The organism is Peptoniphilus genitalis, from assembly GCF_023614525.1.
GTDB lineage: Bacteria > Bacillota > Clostridia > Tissierellales > Peptoniphilaceae > Peptoniphilus_A > Peptoniphilus_A genitalis.
The window spans coordinates 812,133-829,610 of the sequence record NZ_CP097885.1 but is presented as its reverse complement, the minus strand read 5'-3'; the positions used below and the strand labels follow the sequence as shown (position 1 = coordinate 829,610).

14 protein-coding genes and 2 riboswitches are annotated in these 17,478 nt (G+C 35.0%); of the genes, 11 read left to right on the top strand and 3 right to left on the bottom strand.

The genetic code is table 11. The features are described from left to right. Positions 1 to 142 precede the first annotated feature (142 nt). The 4 genes from M9426_RS03955 (at position 143) to M9426_RS03940 (ending at position 4,114) form a co-directional block, all read left to right on the top strand. Positions 143 to 1,060: a DMT family transporter gene (locus M9426_RS03955; protein WP_250342525.1), complete on the top strand. Its 918-nt coding sequence runs from the start codon at positions 143 to 145 to the stop codon at positions 1,058 to 1,060. Positions 1,061 to 1,133: 73 nt separating this feature from the next. Next, positions 1,134 to 1,760 carry a cytidylate kinase-like family protein gene (locus tag M9426_RS03950; RefSeq protein WP_250342524.1) on the top strand — a complete coding sequence of 209 codons (627 nt, stop codon included), beginning with the start codon at positions 1,134 to 1,136 and terminating at the stop codon, positions 1,758 to 1,760. 218 nt (positions 1,761 to 1,978) lie between these two features. Next, positions 1,979 to 2,971 carry a helix-turn-helix domain-containing protein gene (locus M9426_RS03945; RefSeq protein WP_250342523.1) on the top strand — a complete coding sequence of 331 codons (993 nt, stop codon included), beginning with the start codon at positions 1,979 to 1,981 and terminating at the stop codon, positions 2,969 to 2,971. A gap of 90 nt (positions 2,972 to 3,061) precedes the next feature. Beyond that, the gene (locus M9426_RS03940) at positions 3,062 to 4,114 is read left to right on the top strand and encodes an enoyl-CoA hydratase/isomerase family protein (protein ID WP_250342522.1); all 1,053 of its coding nucleotides are present in this window, start codon (positions 3,062 to 3,064) and stop codon (positions 4,112 to 4,114) included. A 41-nt stretch (positions 4,115 to 4,155) separates the two neighbouring features. Here the strand turns inward: M9426_RS03940 and M9426_RS03935 are convergent, their stop codons facing one another. Then, the gene (locus M9426_RS03935) at positions 4,156 to 4,764 is read right to left on the bottom strand and encodes a DUF4230 domain-containing protein (RefSeq protein WP_250342521.1); all 609 of its coding nucleotides are present in this window, start codon (positions 4,762 to 4,764) and stop codon (positions 4,156 to 4,158) included. A 160-nt stretch (positions 4,765 to 4,924) separates the two neighbouring features. Between M9426_RS03935 and M9426_RS03930 the strand changes: the two genes are divergently transcribed. Further along, positions 4,925 to 6,277 (top strand): hemolysin family protein, encoded by a 1,353-nt coding sequence (locus tag M9426_RS03930; protein ID WP_250342520.1) that lies wholly within the window; start codon positions 4,925 to 4,927, stop codon positions 6,275 to 6,277. Between the two features lie 182 nt (positions 6,278 to 6,459). Here the strand turns inward: M9426_RS03930 and M9426_RS03925 are convergent, their stop codons facing one another. Continuing rightward, positions 6,460 to 6,762 (bottom strand): hypothetical protein, encoded by a 303-nt coding sequence (locus M9426_RS03925; RefSeq protein ID WP_250342519.1) that lies wholly within the window; start codon positions 6,760 to 6,762, stop codon positions 6,460 to 6,462. A 68-nt stretch (positions 6,763 to 6,830) separates the two neighbouring features. After that, a riboswitch (SAM riboswitch) is annotated at positions 6,831 to 6,917 on the bottom strand. A 744-nt stretch (positions 6,918 to 7,661) separates the two neighbouring features. Here M9426_RS03925 and M9426_RS03920 point away from each other — a divergent pair. The 6 genes from M9426_RS03920 to M9426_RS03895 all read left to right on the top strand — a co-directional run bounded on the left by M9426_RS03920 (position 7,662) and on the right by M9426_RS03895 (position 16,283). Further along, positions 7,662 to 8,582, top strand: a complete 921-nt coding sequence (locus M9426_RS03920; protein WP_250342518.1) for a DnaJ domain-containing protein — start codon at positions 7,662 to 7,664, stop codon at positions 8,580 to 8,582. Positions 8,583 to 8,625: 43 nt separating this feature from the next. Beyond that, a complete protein-coding gene (gene clpB, locus M9426_RS03915; RefSeq protein ID WP_250342517.1) occupies positions 8,626 to 11,208 on the top strand; it encodes an ATP-dependent chaperone ClpB in 2,583 nt (860 codons plus the stop codon). Positions 11,209 to 11,522: 314 nt separating this feature from the next. Beyond that, on the top strand, positions 11,523 to 13,211 hold the full coding sequence (locus M9426_RS03910; RefSeq protein ID WP_250342516.1) for an S-layer homology domain-containing protein: 1,689 nt from the start codon (positions 11,523 to 11,525) through the stop codon (positions 13,209 to 13,211). Between the two features lie 420 nt (positions 13,212 to 13,631). Then, positions 13,632 to 13,801, top strand: a riboswitch (Lysine riboswitch). Positions 13,802 to 13,908: 107 nt separating this feature from the next. Next, a complete protein-coding gene (locus M9426_RS03905) occupies positions 13,909 to 14,763 on the top strand; it encodes a transporter substrate-binding domain-containing protein (RefSeq protein WP_250342515.1) in 855 nt (284 codons plus the stop codon). Positions 14,764 to 14,779: 16 nt separating this feature from the next. Next, the gene (locus M9426_RS03900) at positions 14,780 to 15,550 is read left to right on the top strand and encodes an amino acid ABC transporter permease (protein ID WP_005957129.1); all 771 of its coding nucleotides are present in this window, start codon (positions 14,780 to 14,782) and stop codon (positions 15,548 to 15,550) included. A gap of 1 nt (position 15,551) precedes the next feature. Beyond that, complete coding sequence (locus tag M9426_RS03895; RefSeq protein ID WP_282924819.1) at positions 15,552 to 16,283, top strand: amino acid ABC transporter ATP-binding protein; 732 nt, start codon at positions 15,552 to 15,554, stop codon at positions 16,281 to 16,283. A gap of 165 nt (positions 16,284 to 16,448) precedes the next feature. Here the strand turns inward: M9426_RS03895 and M9426_RS03890 are convergent, their stop codons facing one another. Then, positions 16,449 to 17,438 (bottom strand): YeiH family protein, encoded by a 990-nt coding sequence (locus M9426_RS03890; protein WP_250342514.1) that lies wholly within the window; start codon positions 17,436 to 17,438, stop codon positions 16,449 to 16,451. Between the last annotated feature and the right edge of the window lie 40 nt (positions 17,439 to 17,478).

The following is a 17,478-nucleotide window of genomic DNA, read 5'->3' as shown; positions in this document are numbered from 1 at the left end:
AAAGGTCTAATTTAAAATTTTTATGGTAAGAAATATTGCATTACTATTTTTCTTAGATAAATTGTGATAATATTAAATTATAGAATTTTAACATCAATTTGGGCTTAAACTTCTGAATTGGTGTTTTTTGGGTGGTGTAAAAATGAAAAGAGAACTTAAAGCATCAATAATGTTATTTGCAACGGCAATAATCTGGGGACTTGCCTTTGTGGCACAAGCAGCGGGTATGGAACACTTAGGGCCCCTTTCTTTTACTGCCTCAAGATGTTTTGTAGCAGTTGTATTTTTATACCTAACCTATAAATTTTTTATGATGAAGTCAGCGTCATACAGAGAAGAAAAGTTTGACATGAAGAGGACCCTTGTGGGAGGAAGTGTTTGCGGCCTGGTTTTTACAATAGCCATTAATCTCCAACAAGTTTCCCTTATTTATACAACAGCTGCCAAGGCAAGTTTTTTGACAGCCCTCTACATAGTTTTTATTCCAGTAATAGGACTGTTTTTTGGAAGAAGACCAAGTGTAAAAATTATAATTTGTATCTTTCTTGCCATGGTGGGGACCTACCTCTTGTCTATCAAGGGTGGACTCAAGATCAATAGGGGAGACTTAATTGTAATTTTATCTGCCCTTATCTTTGCCATTCATATTTTATTACTGACAAAGTACTCAACTAACACCAACGCAGTTTTGGTTTCCCTAGTTCAGTTTGCAGTTTGTGGAGTCATATCTTTAGTGGGAGCTCTTGTCCTTGAAGACATAAGTATGGACGGGATTTTAAAATCCTATGTGACTATCCTCTATGTGGGAATTCTTTCTTCAGGAGTTGGCTTCACTATCCAACTAATGGCATTAAAGGACCTAGAACCAGTTGTTGCATCAATGATCTGCTCCCTTGAATCAGTTTTTGGTGCCCTCTTTGGTTGGCTTATCCTATCACAAGAGATGACAGAAAGAGAAATTTTTGGAGCTATAATAATTTTTCTGGCAACAATATTTGCCCAAGTCCCAATAGAAACATACCTTGAGAAAAGACTAGAGAGGAAATTAAATAGGGGATAAAATTTCACAAGAATTTTAAATTGAATAAAAAAACTTTCACAAAGCTAGAGTATAATTAAAGAGAGGTGAAGATATGTCACTATTTAAAAAAATATTCCAAAAAACCGGAGAAAAACTAATAACAATTGATGGAGAATATGGATCTGGGGCAAATGAAATTGCCAAGAAAGTTGCAGATAAATTAAATTACGAATTTTATGACGAAAAACTTATAGAACTTACCAGCCTTGAGAAAAAAGTAAAGCCTGAAGAAATTAAAAAAGATGACTCCTTCTTGCAGGGGACAATCTATGACCTATATAGACAAAACTACTCCTACTCCCAAGAGGACATAGCAGTTGACGACGCAGCCTTCCTCTTAGACTCAAGGACAATTAGGGAGCTTGCAAAAAAGAAAAAAGTTGTGATCTTTGGCAAGTGCAGTGACTTTGTCTTGGAAGACTTTCCAAAGCTGTCAGTCTTTATCTACGCATCAAAGGACTTCAAAGAAGAAAGAATTTTAAACACTTACAAGGTTAAAAAGGACAAGCTTGAGATAAAAATGACTCGTGAAAACAACAGACGTGCCAACCACTATTCCAGGAACACTGGAAGAACTTGGGGCGAGTCAGCCAACTACGACATCTTGATAAACTCATCTTCCTTTGACTTTGAAAGTATTGCAGACCAAATAATAAACTTGGCACAAAATAAAAAATAATTTTAATCCTGACACAAGTCGGGATTTTTATTGCCCAAAATTATAAAAATTTACATATTCTTTATTAAAAATATACAATCTCTTGAATAGCAATTTGTAAAATATAAAAAGTTGGCTTTTAGCGGATTTGCAACTGCGAGTTAACAAATTGCAAAGTCAAATTTATAGATTGCTACTCTAAAAATATATAAAATTCAAATAGAAAAGGAGGTAGGACTATGATTTTAGGAGATAAAATTATGAATCTTAGGAAGAAAAATTCTTGGTCTCAAGAAGAACTTGCAGAAAAACTTGGTGTGAGCAGGCAGTCTATTTCAAAATACGAAAGTGCCCAAGCAGTACCCGATATGGAAAAAATCTTAAAATTAAGCAGAATTTTTGGAGTTACAACGGACTATTTGATTAAAGATGAAATTGAAGACCTAGAGTTCTCAGAAGAAGATTTTGAGGAAGATAAAAAGTTAATAAAACTTAGCATGGAAGAAGCAAATGAATATCTAGATTTAAAAGAAGTTTCTGGCAGAAATATTGCCTTTGGAGTTTCCCTTTGTGTAATTTCACCTGTAACTTTATTACTTTTATCACAAGCTTATGAAAGTAACCTCATATCAGTTCCAGAAAATGTAGTATATGGAATCTCTCTTACAGTTTTGTTTTTATTTGTAATTGGAGCCCTTGGAATATTTATAAGGGAAGCTATGAAATTAAAAAAATATGAATTTATAGAAAATGAAGGCATAGATACAGCCTATGGTGTTGATGGAATGGCAAGAGATAGGGCAGAAAAAATCCACGATGCCTATGCCAGAGACAATATACTTGGAGTTTTGCTCTTAGTGGCATCAGTTATTCCTATTTTTATTGGGATGATTTTCTCAGTGGAAGATATGCCTATGATGATCTCAGTAGTTGTAATGCTTTTTCTTATAGCTATTGGAGTAAATCTTTTGATTAGGGCAAATACTTTTATGAATTCAATCAATGCGATTTTGGAAGAGGGAGAATATAGTAAGAAAAATAAAAAATTAAAGGGGAAGCTGGGACCTTTCTGTTTAATTTATTGGATTGCCGCAACAGGAATCTACTTGGCATATTCCTTTTTGACAAATAATTGGGATAGGTCCTGGATTGTTTGGCCTCTTGCAGGAGTTTTTTTCCTAATCTACTATATAATTTTAAAATTTATATTTGAAAACAAGATAGAATATTAATTTTTTAGAAATTTATTGTAGATTATAATCATCAATTCTTTATCTATCAATAGGGTATATATTAAGCGAAATCAAAAAGATGGTGATAAGATGAAAAAAGATGACTTTATAATAAGCAAAGTGATAAAAAATGTTGGAATAATTTATTTTAATAGGCCAAAGAAAATAAATGCTATCAACTTAAAGATGGTAAAGGATATAAGAAATATTTTAGAAAAATGGGAAAAAGATGATGGAATAAGGGCTATCCTCTTCGAAAGTAAGTCTTCTAAGGGATTTTGTTCTGGTGGCGACTTGGTCCACCTATACAATGATTTTATTATCAATGATGAGTGCCAGGATAAGGACGAGCTCTTTGTCAAAGAGTTTGACCTAGACAAGTATGTTGCCTCTTATAAAAAACCTATTGTTTCTTATTGGAAGGGAATAGTCATGGGTGGTGGAATTGGAATAAGCATAAATTCTGACTTTATCATTTGTGACGAGACAGTAAAATGGGCAATGCCAGAAACAAGGCTAGGCTTTGTACCCGATGTAGGTGTGGGGAAATTTATCTCTAGCTTGCCTCAAGCTCTTGGACAATATCTAGGACTCTGTGGAGGAAGTCTAGCATCCCCAGACTTGATTAAGCATGGACTTGCTCATGTATATATTGACTCAAAAGATTATGAAAAGATAAGAGAAAAGTTTTTTGAATTATCAGAAAATTACGAGGGCAATGAATTAATAGGTAAGTTAAGAGAAGAAGCAGAAAAATATAAAAAGGAAATTCACGAGACCCTTGTTGAAAAAAATGCTGATAAAATAGAAAAATATTTCTCAGGAGAAACTTTAGCTGAAATTTATGAAAAACTAGAGGACAACAAGGAAGATGAATTTGCATCAGATATCTTAAAAGACCTAAGGAGCAAATCCCAATTTATGTTGGCTTTGCAGTTTGAAAAATATTTTATTGGCAAGGACTTGACCTATGTAGAAACTGTGGACCTAGACCAAAAAATTTTAAAATACTCCCTAGAGGTTGGCGAGATGCAAGAGGGAATTAGGTATAAGATGATAGACAAGGACAATAATCCAGATTGGAAATACAAGAGCCTAGATGAAGTAAAGATTGAAGAAGTAAAAAAATTATTAGAAAGCTAAAAGAGAAGAGGGGCCTTCGAGTAGAAAGCCCTTCTATTTTTTTATTTTAAATTTTCGTCTCTTATGATTTTTATGTCGTACTTGCTTAAAATTGTGTCTGCACCAAGAATTTCTTGGATTGCTTTCTTTGATTCTTCGTCGGCTTCCTTTAAGAGGCCTTTTTTTATTGCCCTCTTTTCCACTTCTGTCTTTTGATCCTTGGAGAAGTCGTTGTAGTCCTCGATGTCAATCCTGTTAAAAATAGATTCCCTCTCGTCATAAACCTTTAATGAGTCCTCATAAATTTCGTGGCTCAAAATTTCTGCTGGTGGAATTTTTATCTCAATAGTTTTCTCACCAACATCAACCTTCATCTTGTCAAGATCTATGCCAGCATTTATAAGCCCCTCGTAGGAAACAATAAACTCCTTAGAAGTGAAGGGGACCTTGTAACCGTAAAAGGTATTTTGATTTTCAAAGTGGCCCATGTTTGTGTAGTGGTACTTTAAAGTTGTCAACTCCTTGGCAGAAACCAACTTGTTGTAAATCACGCTAGAAGTAATCTCTGGCTCCATCTCGCTTTTCATTTGCCTCTTGCCATAGAAGAAGGCAGCAAAGAGGGCGAGACCAATAAGTAAAATTATAAACAAGCTTCTTTTTAATTTTTTCATTCAAGACCTCCAATCTTAGTCTATAAATAATTCATACCACAGGAGGAAATTCTTAAACCTTAGAAATTAGCTAAAAAAGCTTGATAAGATTAATTATTTTATTGTCACAAATATAAATTCTTTGATATAATTAATCAAAAAGATAATGGAGGAAGATTTTATGGACGATGGCGCCTTGTGGGCTAAGCTCATATTAATAGCAATACTTACAAGCATTAACGCATTTTTTGCGTCAGCTGAAATGGCAATGGTTTCAGTAAACAACAACAAGATAAAAGAAATGGCAGAAGATGGAGACAAGAGAGCGAAGACTCTTTTAGATATCTCAGAAGATCAAACGAGATTTTTATCCACAATCCAAGTTGCAATAACCTTGGCAGGATTTTTCTCATCTGGATCTGCAGCTACTTCTATCTCAAAAGTATTTGGAGAATTCTTAAGAGGATACGGGATACCCTATGGTGGGACAGTAGCCTTTATTTTGGTGACTCTTGCCCTATCCTATATAACCCTTGTTTTTGGAGAGCTAGTGCCAAAGAGAATTGCCCTACAAAATTCAGAAAAAGTTGCCCTCAAATCATCAGGTGCAATTGCCTTTGCCTCAAAAATATTTTATCCCTTTGTAAAACTACTATCAGTTTCAACAGTAATAGTATTAAAGATTATGGGAAAATATTCAGAGGACGTAGAAGAAAAAATTTCAGAAGAAGAATTAAAATCCTATATAAAAGTTTCAACCCAACAAGGAGTAATCAACTCAGCTGGGGAAGAAATGATAGTTAACATAATGGACTTTGACGACAAGTTGGCATATGAAATTATGACACCAAGGACATCCATTTATATGCTAGACTACGACGAGTTCACAACAGAAACAATAACAGAAGTCTTGAAGATGGGATACTCAAGAATGCCAGTCTATCGTGAGAACACAGACAACATCCTGGGAACAGTTTACATCAAGGACCTCTTTGTTGAATACGCAAAAAATGATTACGAGTCCATAAACTTGGACAACTGTATCAAGTCACCTTACTATGTACCAGAAACCAAAAAAATTGACATGCTTCTAAAGGAACTTCAAGCATCCAAAAACTACGTAGCAATCCTAATAGACGAGTACGGAGGCTTCTCAGGCATGGTAACAGTAGAAGACATAGTAGAAGAAATAGTTGGAGAAATCGAAGACGAGTACGACAAGGAAGACCACAGCGTAGAAAAAATTGGCGAAAACGAATATATTGTAGACGGATCCATGGACATAGAAGACATAAACGATGCCCTTGGCCTATCCCTATATTCAGAAAACCACGAAACAATCTCGGGCTTGATAATAGAAAAGCTTGGCTTTATACCAGACGAAAAACAAAAGAAAAAACTTAGCGTCAAGGCAGGCGGCTGCATCTTGACAGAACTAGCAGTAGCAGAAAAAAGAATAATAAAAGCCAGCATCAAAATAATACCAGAAGAACAAGAAGAAGCAAAAAGAGAATACAAAGAATTCAATTCATAAAATAAAAAAATGCCCCTAGGTCAAGAAGGACTAGGGGTATTTTAATATTAAAGAGTGATAAGAGGAAGTAGATTAGTTACTTCCTCTCTTTTTATCTTTATGCCCACTCATAAAACAATGTCGTCTCAAAACAAGTTTTGACTCATAAAAATCATATAGGCTTATAAAATGAAATAAAAACTTTATTTAATGTTCAGAACCTCATTCTTGAACTCTTGTATTGTATAGTTTCTAGAGTCTACGCACTTATGAGCACAGGCGCGGTAGATTAGACCAAAGCGTTTAAGTTCTGTGTTGACAAGTATAAGGGGATAATCATTGTTCCAAGTGACACACTTAAAACCCTTAGATGTTAAGTAGCCATAAAATGAGTTCCTAGCCTTCCTATCCCTATCATAAACTCCATAGGGAATAGAAATGGGTTCTTCCCAATAAGCGCCCTTACAATTTTCTCGATAATGTTCATAATAAACTTCCATTAACATATAAATTCCTCCTTTAAAATTAGAGAAGAAAAAAGCACCCATCGAAAGATGGATGCAAGATTAATATGTATCCATCATACAAGCATTAGCACCTTGCCTCATGGTAGGTTGCTGAAGGGTCGATGAGCTTGTCTCTCGCCTTCTCTTTATGGTAAGTTCATTTTATCATTTTTACAAATGATATACAAATGGAATTAATTTTAAATTGACTAAAAAAGGGCAAAAAAATTGCCGAGACAATCTCGGCGAGTAAAAAGGAATTTAATTAAAAAAGTGTATTAAATAATCTGTTATCAGTTTAACATAGTAACACGAATAAGACAATAAAAATTTTAAAAATATTTTGTGAAATTTAAAAATTTTTTTATAAGCTTGTTAAGTTTTTATTTACTAGTAGATAGCCATGACTTAATAAATTTTTATGACGTCGTAAGCTTATATGACTCGATTTAAGTTTATGACTTAACAGATTTTTATGAGTTTATGGATTTTTATGACTTCGCATTATTCTATGGCTTCGTAGCTTGTTACAACTTATTTGATATCTCTAACTTTGTAGTTTCTCATGACTTTGCAGTTTTTTACGAGCCCAAAAGTTTTTACGACTTTGTAAATCCCCTTAACTTCCTAGATTTTCGCGACTTTATAAAGGAGAAAAATTTTTAAAAATAAATTAGCAGACTACTTGCAAGAGTGCTAATGATGTTGTATAATTTAGATAGTCAAAGATAGTCAAACTAAATTTGACTATGATTTTTATTTTAATTTCACGGAAACGGAAATTAAATAAAAGTCTTAATTTTAAATCCATTTAATTAATTCCTATTATGTTGCAATATTTTTTATTGGGATATAATTAGAGAGAGATTAAATGTTTATATATATGAGGAGGTTACATTTTGAAATACAAAGATTATTATGAAATCCTTGGAGTTTCTAAAGATGCAGATGAAAAGGAGATAAAGAAAGCTTATAGGAAGCTTGCGAAAAAATATCATCCCGATGTCAACCAAGGCGACGAGGCAGCTGCAGAAAAGTTTAAGGAAGTCTCTGAGGCCTACGAGGTCTTATCGGATCCCGACAAGAGAAAAAAATATGATACTTTTGGATCTAATTATGATTTTTCATCTGGTTATGATTTCGACCCTTCTCAATATGGTTACACTTATACCACAGGAGGAAGCGGTGCAGATTTCTCAGACTTTTTTGAAACAATTTTTGGTTCTTCTAAGTCTGGCGGCAATTTCTCTGGTGGCTTTAACATAAATGACATCTTCGGAGATTTCTCTTCTAAGGGAAGGGGAAGGTCTCAAAAGAAGGCTAGAAATAAGTTTGAATCTGAACTTTCTATTTCTATTAAAGAGGCCTTTGAAGGTGTGACAAAGAATGTTTCCCTAACTTACAAGCAAAAGGAATATGATGTTGCTGTCAAAGTCCCTGCTGGAATCACTAGGGGCAAGAAGGTCAAGGTCAGGGGAGAAAAGTTTGGTCTTCCCGGAGATATCTTGTTCAAGATTAACATTAAGGACGAAAAAAATCTTGTCCTAGATGGGCTTGATGTGACAAGGACTGTTAACATCTATCCATGGGAAGCTGCTCTTGGCTCTTCTAAGACTGTGGAAACTCTTAGTGGCAAGTTGAAGTTAAAGATTCCTCAAGGCTTTGTTGGTGGCAATAAGATGAGGATTTCTTCTAAGGGCTTCAAGGACCTTAAGGGAAATGTGGGAGACCTTTACGTGGTCTTTAATATTGTAAATCCTAAAGATTTAACTGAAGAACAAGAAAAATTATATAAGGAATTAGAAAAAATAAGTAAATAACAATTTTAATTGATTAAATATATTGAACAAATGAGGTGTTTATATGAATTTTGAAAAATTTACTCAAAAATCCCTTGAAGCCGTTCAAGGTGCATATAATATTGCTAAGGAATACGGCAATCCAGAGGTAAAAGAAATTCACATCAACTACGCCCTCTTAAATGACAAGGAAGGCCTTATTCCTAGGGTCTTGACATATATGGATAAAAACCCTGATATGTTAAAAGGTGACGTCTTAAAGGTTATTGAAAGACTTCCAAAACAATCAGGTGCAGAAGTTTATGCCGACTCTTCTTATAGGGAACTTTTCCAAAAGGCAGAGGACTTTAAAAAGAAGATGGGCGATGATTACCTTTCTGTTGAACACATCTATCTTGCTCTATTGAATATGAAGGGAACTGATTCTTCTTCTGTCTTTAATAAGAATAAGATTGATGCTGATGGATTTTTAAATGCCCTTAAAAAAATTAGGGGCAACCAACACGTAACTACTGACAACCCAGAGGGAACTTACGACGCTCTTAAAAAGTACGGCCAAGATTTAACTGAACTTGCTCGTGAAGGCAAGCTTGACCCAGTTATTGGTCGTGACGAAGAAGTTCGTAATGTTATCAGGATTCTTTCTCGTAGGACTAAGAACAACCCAGTTTTAATTGGTCCTCCTGGAGTTGGTAAGACTGCTATTGCTGGTGGACTTGCCCAAAGAATTGTCTCTGAAGATGTGCCAGAAGGTCTAAAAAATAAAACTGTTTTTTCACTTGATATGGGTGCCCTAATTGCTGGTGCAAAATATCGTGGTGAATTTGAAGAAAGATTAAAGGCTGTTTTAAATGAAGTCTTAAAATCCAATGGAGATATAATTTTATTTATCGATGAAATCCACAACATTGTTGGAGCAGGCAAGACTGATGGTGCCATGGATGCATCTAACCTTTTAAAGCCAATGCTTGCTCGTGGTGAACTTCACGCTATTGGGGCAACAACTCTTGACGAGTACAGGAAGTACATCGAAAAGGACCCTGCCCTTGAAAGAAGATTCCAAAAGGTTATGGTAAAGGAACCAAGCGTTGAAGATACTATTGCAATCCTTCGTGGACTAAAAGATAAATATGAAATCTACCATGGAATTAGGATCTCTGACTCAGCAGTTATAGCTGCGGCAACTTTGTCTGACAGGTATATCACTGACAGGTTCTTGCCAGATAAAGCAATCGACTTAATGGACGAAGCTTGTGCAATGCTTAGGACAGAAATCGACTCAATGCCAACAGAAATTGATGAAGTTAGAAGAAAAATCTTGCAACTTGAAATTGAAAATCAAGCCCTTAAAAAGGAAACTGATGAAGCAAGTGCTGAAAGACTTAAAAAACTTCAAGGAGAACTTTCTGAAGAAAAGGCAGAGTTTGACAGATTAAAATCTAAGTGGGAAGCAGAAAAGAAGGAACTTGACTCCACAAAGGATATCAAGAAGAAAATCGAAGATACTAACCACGCAATAGAAGAAGCTGAAAGAAATTACGACCTAGAAAGACTTTCTGAATTAAAATATGGAACTCTTCCAAAGTTAAAAGAAGAACTTGCAGAAAGAGAAAAAGCATCTACAAAGGACGAGTCATCTATGGTGAAGGAAGAAGTCACAGAAGATGAAATCGCCTATGTAGTTAGCAGGTGGACAGGTATCCCTGTTGAAAAATTAAATAAGACTGAAAGAGATAAGTTGTTAGGTCTTGAAGACATCCTCCACAAGAGAGTAATTGGTCAAGACAAGGCTATCGAACTTGTGTCAGATGCAGTTTTAAGAGCAAGAGCTGGACTTAAAGATAAAAACAAACCAATAGGTTCCTTTATCTTCTTAGGACCAACTGGAGTTGGTAAAACTGAAACAGCCAAGGCACTTACTGAAACACTTTTCGATGACGAGAGAAACCTAATAAGGATTGACATGTCTGAGTACATGGAAAAACACTCTGTGTCAAGACTTGTTGGATCTCCTCCAGGATATGTAGGCTATGATGAAGGCGGACAACTTACTGAAGCAGTAAGGAGAAAACCATACTCAGTCATCTTATTTGATGAAATTGAAAAGGCCCATCCAGATGTATTTAACATCTTGTTACAAGTTCTTGATGACGGCAGACTTACTGACAACCAAGGAAGGACTGTGGACTTTAAAAACACAGTTATTATAATGACTTCAAACATTGGATCACACTTCTTAATTGACGGCATCGATGAAGATGGCAAGATCAAAGAAGATGCGAGAGAAAATGTTATGGCTGACTTGAGGGCATCCTTTAGACCAGAGTTCCTCAACAGAGTTGATGAAATTGTCTTATTCAAACCACTTCAAAAGAGTGAAATTTATGGTATCATCAAACAAAGTATTGCTGAAGTTGAAAAGAGACTTGCAGATAGGGACATCCACATCGAAGTTACAGATGGAGCTTTGGACTTTATCTTGAATGCATCCTTTAGCCCACAATATGGTGCAAGGCCTGTTAAGAGATACATCTCTCACAAGCTTGAAACTATTATTTCAAAGATGATAATTAGGGGCGACGTAATGGACGGCGACACAATTGTAGTTGATGTAGAAGCAGACGACTTGTCTGTCAAAGTAAAATAAATTTGAGGACTTGCTTAGGCAGGTCCTTTTTACTTGCAAAAATTTTGTGATGAGTTAGGGAGTATTTTTTAAAAGTTGATTAGTGAGTGCAAATTTTTATTTTGAAGTGATGAGTTGAAATTTTTTACTTTTTATTACTTTTTTGATAGAAAATTTTATTTCTCTTTAATGACAAATTATTAAGAAAAGATTAAATACTTCAAAAACCTCTAAATTATCACTTTTTTATCACAAATAAGCTTTAAACTCAGTAACATAGTATGAAATAAGAAGTATAAATATATTTTATATTTTTGATTTAGGAGGAAATTTTTATGAAACCATATAGCAAAAAATATTTAACACTTGCCCTAGCAGGAGTGCTAGCAGCATCAATCCCAGCAACTGCTTTCGCAGCAGAAGGGGCAGATGGAACAGGTTCAGAAACAGATAAAAAACCGGGAGTAGAACAACCGGTACAACCAAAAGAAAAGACACAAGAAGAAAAAGATGCTGATAAGCTTAAAGAAGCTGAAAAAGCTAAAGAAGCTGCAGAAAAGAAAGCAAAAGAAGAAAAAGAAGCTAGAGAAAAAGCTGAAAAGAAATTAAAAGAGTTAGAAGAAAAAGAAAAAGAAGAAAATAGAAAAAAATATGGCAACATCACTCTTAGCAATGTAAGATACGATGGAAAATACATCAAGGGTGAAACATCAGCTTATGCTAAGATTTACGTTCAAGATAACTACTACAATGAATTTAGAAATAGAAAATATATTGGAGAAGCTGACAGAAATGGAGACTTCTCAATAAAATATGATATCAAAGAAGGTAAGAGCGTAACTATCTACGCAGAAAACAAAGACTACTCTTCAAGAAGTGTTGAAGTTAAAAACGACAACTACAAAGATATCAAGGGAACAAGAATTGACGCTAGTGAATTAAGTATCTTTGGAAGAGTTCTAACAGGAAAAGTTAAGGGTCATGCTTTTGACTTCATCACAGTTTACCTTGAAGGAGAAAAACTTGGAACAGTTAGAGCTGACAAGGATGGAAAATTCACTCTTACTCTAAACAAGAGCATTGAAACAAGAGATCTTGACAACTTAAGATTCTACACAGATGCAAAAACTGTTGAAAACAAAAAATTCAAGGTTACAGAAGCTCTTGAAGGACAAAAATTTGTAAAGGGAACTGCAAACACTGATGACGAAATAACAGTTTACGATGCAAACGGCAAGAAAATCTCTAACACTTATGTAAACAACGCTGGAGTATTTACAGCTTTCTTAGACAGAGCCCTAATCAATGGCGAAACAATTAAAATTGAAGCAAGAGATAAGGACAAAAACATCACTAAGATTGAATACAAGGTAACAAAGAATGCAGTAGAAGAAGTTAAGGCAATTGCTTACATCAAGGGATATCCAGATGGAACATTTAAGCCACAAGCAAATGTAACAAGAGCAGAAGCAGCTCAAATGTTTGCTACTCTTCTAAATGGTGGAACAAACTTTGGTACAAGCCAAGCTACAAAATTCTCTGATGCAAGCGATGATTGGTACTCAAAGGCAATCAATTATGTTGTTGGCAAGGGACTAATCTCAGGTTACCCTAACGGAACATTTAAACCAAATGAAAGCATTACAAGAGCAGAATTTGCACAAATGATTTCTGGCTACGTTAAAAATGAAAAAGCTAGCACATCAGACTTCAAGGATGTTAAAGACCACTGGGCAAAGGATGCAATTGATAAACTTTACGGCAACAAAAATGTTAATGGTTATCCAGATGGAAGCTTCAAACCAAATGCTAAGATCACAAGAGCAGAAGCTGTTACAATCCTAAACTCTGTATTTAACAGAAATACAAACAAGAGCTCACTTAACAATGTGAACACTTCATCACTTAATAAGTTCTCTGATGTTAGTGAAGGATTCTGGGCTTACTACAACATTCTTGACGCAGCAAACACTCACAATAGAGAAAGACTAAACTCAACTTCTGAAGTTGACATGTGGAAATAAATAAAATTTTGAGGGCTCCCTGAGGGGAGTCTTTTTTATTGTCTGGATATTATTTTTTAGCTTATGAAAGTTTGTAAGACTTCGTTACTCTATAAGAAATTATTAACTCATAAGACTTGACTACTTTATAAAAATTTTTGAGGTCATAAGACTTGCTGACTTTTTTATAAATTATGAAGTCCTAAAAGTTTATGACTTTGTAAAATCCTATGTACTTAGAGAAAAATTTAAAAATTTTACAAAGTATTTTTTAAAAATTAGAAACCATCCTAAGCTTGTGCTTGGTGGGGACAGGGGACTTTTTGAAATTATAAAGGAGATAAAGTTTTATAATAATCTTTCAAGAAAATGAAAATTGTCCTTGACTTTTAAAAATCTCCCTTATATAATTGATGAAACAATTAAATAAAGTGTATTGAAAAATACGATAGAGGCGCGGGGTTTATCAGTAATCTCTCAGAGCAAGACCATGCGATGAAGGGAGATGAAAGGAAATTTCGCCGAAGTATATTATTGGTAACAGATAATATGCTGGGCATGCAAACAATATTTGCATGACTGTCACGATTTAGTGGGGAGCTATCTAAGGTTAAATACTTTGTCTTTACATATTTAGACATTTTAACAGTTTGGATTTCCCAAACTGTTTTTTTTATTACTTTTTGATAGTTACCGAAGATTTTTACGGAGGTATATCATGAATTTAAGAAGAAACGCAAGAAGATTACTACTAGTTGGAGCAATAGCAGGTACAATGCTTTTAACAGCTTGTAACCCAAAGGGTGATGGGGGATCAGCTGCAGCACCAGCTGACTCAGACACATTAAGGGTTGGTATGGAATGTGACTATGCTCCATTTAACTGGACACAAACTGGTGAAGAACACGGCTACAAGATTTCAGCAGGTGGCTACGCTGGTGGATATGACGTTGAAATCGCAAAGAAAATTGCTGAATCAATGAACAAAAAACTTGAAATTGTAAAGACTGAATGGAATGGTCTTACTCCAGCTATTACATCTGGAAAAATTGACCTTATCATAGCAGGTATGAGTCCAACTGCAGAAAGAAAGGAAACTCTTGACTTCTCAGACACTTATTACACATCAGACCTTGTAATTGTTGTTAAAAAAGATTCTCCTTATGTTAATGCAAAGAGCATAAATGATTTTAAGGGAGCTAACATCACTGGTCAACTTAACACTTTCCACTACGATGTAATCGATCAAATGGAAGGCGTAAATAAATCAACTGCTCTTGAAACTTTCCCAGCAATGATCGTTGCTCTAAGAAGTGGAAAGATTGACGGATATGTTTCTGAAAGACCAGGAGCCCTATCAGCAGTAGCAGCAAATAAGGACTTAACATTTGTTGAATTCTCTGAAGGCAATGGATTTAAAACTTCTGTTGAAGATACATCAATTGCAGTAGGAGTTAAAAAAGGTAACACAGAACTTCTTGACAAAGTAAACGCTGCTCTTTCAAAAATCCCTGAAGATGAAAGACAAAAAATAATGGAAGAAGCTGTGGCTAACCAACCACTAGGTGAATAAGATATAGGAGATAAATATGCCAAGTAGTTTTTTTGGATGGATTGGATTTTTATTAAAAGAATATGGCCCCCTCTTTGTTGAGGGGACTATTAATACAATTATAATTGCCGTTGTGGGTACTTTAATTGGTTTTTTAATAGGTCTTTTAATCGCAATAGTAAGAACAACAAAAGTAAATAAAAAGTCATCTGCCTTTAAGAGGGTGGGCCTAAAGATTTTAAATGTAATTATTAGCATTTATATCCAAGTTATTAGGGGAACTCCAATGATGGTACAAGCTATGATGTTTTATTATGGATCCCTTCAATATTTTAATTTAAACATGGCGGCTATGCCTTCAGCCCTAATTATAGTTTCTGTTAACACAGGAGCTTACATGGCAGAGATAATAAGGGGTGGAATTATTTCTGTAGACAGGGGACAAACTGAAGGAGCCCTATCCATAGGAATGACTCATTGGCAAACAATGACAGAAGTTGTCCTTCCTCAAGCTGTGAGAAATATTATCCCATCAGTTGGTAATGAATTTATTGTAAACATCAAGGACTCTTCAGTTCTTAACGTAATTTCTGTTTCAGAATTATTTTTCATTTCAAAGTCAGCTGCAGGAACTTATTTAAGATATTTCGAAGTTTTCTTTATAACAGCTTTGATTTATCTATTCTTAACAATAAGTGTGAGTCAAGCAATGAAGCTTGTTGAAAAGAAATTAGACGGAGATGGAACTTACAAGATTTACGGATCTCAATCAACAGCAGAAGTTATAGAAGTAAAGGAAGAGGTGTGAGATGGCCAATATTTTTGAAATAGAGAACTTGGAAAAAAGTTTTGGAGAAAATGAAGTTTTAAAGGGAATAAATTTTACAGTCCAAAAGGGCGAAGTTGTTTCAATAATTGGTTCATCTGGCTCAGGTAAGTCAACCCTACTTAGGTGCATCAACCTCTTAGAAGAGCCAGACTCTGGTGAAATAAGATACCATGGAGAGAACATGTTAGAAGAAAATTCTTCTATTAATAATTACAGGACTAAGGTGGGAATGGTTTTTCAATCCTTTAACCTCTTTAACAACATGACTGTTCTTGAAAACTGCGTCATAGGACAAGTTAAGGTTCTAAAGAGGTCTCGTGATGAGGCAGTTAAGATTGCAGACAAGTTCCTTGAAAAAGTTGGCATGTATCCCTTTAGGGACGCAAGACCAACATCCCTATCTGGTGGACAAAAGCAAAGGGTGGCAATAGCAAGGTCACTTGCCATGAGCCCAGAAGTTCTGCTTTTTGACGAGCCAACATCTGCTCTTGACCCAGAGATGGTTAAGGAAGTCCTAAATGTTATGAGGGACTTGGCAGAAGAAGGACTTACAATGCTTGTTGTAACTCACGAGATGGGCTTTGCAAGAGATGTATCCAACAGGGTCCTCTTTATGGACAAGGGAGTCATAGCAGAAGACGAAGACTCAAAAGAATTTTTCACAAATCCAAAGACACAAAGGGCAAAGGAATTTTTGTCCATGGTTTTATAAAAAGAAGGCTCGAGAGGGCCTTTATTTTTTTGACTTTTTTTGGTTTTGTCGCTTGCATTAAAAAATAAATTCAAAGTTATGAATATTTATCTCAACAGAAAAATTTACAAAAAAATAGCAGCCAATTAATGACTGCTAGAATACATATTATTAATTTTAAAAATCTTACCAAATATTAAGTAGGTGTTGCATCAACAAGCTTACACAAATAATTCCTATCCAGCAAAGGGCTCCTTCAATAATTGCCTTGCCACCTTGAGAAATTAATTTTTTAATATCAGTGTTAAGACCAATTGCTGACATTGCCATGATGATAAAGAACTTTGACAAGAACTTCATTGTTGACAAGAAGGTGTCAGGTAGTGGAAGGAAAGTTGTAACAATTGATGCAAGAAGGAAGAACAAAATAAAAGTTGGGAAAGTTTTTAAAACGCTAACCTTCTCAGTGTTTTCCTTTGACTTAATTATTCCAAGCACAAGAGTGATTGGGATAATTGCAAGAGTTCTTGTTAGCTTAACAATTGTTGCGTAGTTAAGAGCTGTGTCGTCGTTAAACATTGTAGACCAAGTTCCACTTGCGGCAACAACAGAAGATGTGTCGTTAATAGCAGTACCTGCCCACATGCCAAATCCTGTGTGAGTCATGCCAAGCTTTACCCCAAGAGTTGGGAAGATAAGAGCGGCGATGATGTTAAACAAAAATATAACAGAAATTGAAGTTGCAACGTCCTCATCCTTTGCATTAATTACAGGTGCAGTTGCAGCAATGGCAGATCCACCACAAATTGATGAGCCAACGCCAACAAGAGTTGCGATGTTGGAATCAATCTTAAGAATTTTTGCAACTACAAAAGAAATAATTAGGGCAGTAGAAATTGTTGAAAGAATTATAAGAAGTGATGACTTACCAACAACAATAATTTCTCCAAGATTTAGTCCAAAGCCCAAAAGAATTACAGCGTATTGCAAAACTTTTTTAGATGTAAATTTAATTCCAGCTTCAAAGGACTCAGGTCTTTTAAAATTATTTAAAATGATTCCAAGTAGGATACCAAAGACAGGTCCACCAACAACTGGAAAGCTCTTGCCCAAGAAGTAGGCAAAAACAGCAATAAGGCCAGAGAAAATTAGGCCCTTAAATATGTTTTTATTCATAATAACCCCCTGATAAAAATTTATGTTTAAAAATATCTTA

What these genes read in the sequence shown, in the direction of transcription:
- M9426_RS03955 (WP_250342525.1), top strand. Translation starts at nt 143, where the DNA reads ATGAAAAGAGAACTTAAAGCATCAATAATGTTATTTGCAACGGCAATA.
- M9426_RS03950 (WP_250342524.1), top strand. Translation starts at nt 1,134, where the DNA reads ATGTCACTATTTAAAAAAATATTCCAAAAAACCGGAGAAAAACTAATA.
- M9426_RS03945 (WP_250342523.1), top strand. Translation starts at nt 1,979, where the DNA reads ATGATTTTAGGAGATAAAATTATGAATCTTAGGAAGAAAAATTCTTGG.
- M9426_RS03940 (WP_250342522.1), top strand. Translation starts at nt 3,062, where the DNA reads ATGAAAAAAGATGACTTTATAATAAGCAAAGTGATAAAAAATGTTGGA.
- M9426_RS03935 (WP_250342521.1), bottom strand. Translation starts at nt 4,764, where the DNA reads ATGAAAAAATTAAAAAGAAGCTTGTTTATAATTTTACTTATTGGTCTC.
- M9426_RS03930 (WP_250342520.1), top strand. Translation starts at nt 4,925, where the DNA reads ATGGACGATGGCGCCTTGTGGGCTAAGCTCATATTAATAGCAATACTT.
- M9426_RS03925 (WP_250342519.1), bottom strand. Translation starts at nt 6,762, where the DNA reads ATGTTAATGGAAGTTTATTATGAACATTATCGAGAAAATTGTAAGGGC.
- clpB (WP_250342517.1), top strand. Translation starts at nt 8,626, where the DNA reads ATGAATTTTGAAAAATTTACTCAAAAATCCCTTGAAGCCGTTCAAGGT.
- M9426_RS03910 (WP_250342516.1), top strand. Translation starts at nt 11,523, where the DNA reads ATGAAACCATATAGCAAAAAATATTTAACACTTGCCCTAGCAGGAGTG.
- M9426_RS03905 (WP_250342515.1), top strand. Translation starts at nt 13,909, where the DNA reads ATGAATTTAAGAAGAAACGCAAGAAGATTACTACTAGTTGGAGCAATA.
- M9426_RS03900 (WP_005957129.1), top strand. Translation starts at nt 14,780, where the DNA reads ATGCCAAGTAGTTTTTTTGGATGGATTGGATTTTTATTAAAAGAATAT.
- M9426_RS03895 (WP_282924819.1), top strand. Translation starts at nt 15,552, where the DNA reads ATGGCCAATATTTTTGAAATAGAGAACTTGGAAAAAAGTTTTGGAGAA.
- M9426_RS03890 (WP_250342514.1), bottom strand. Translation starts at nt 17,438, where the DNA reads ATGAATAAAAACATATTTAAGGGCCTAATTTTCTCTGGCCTTATTGCT.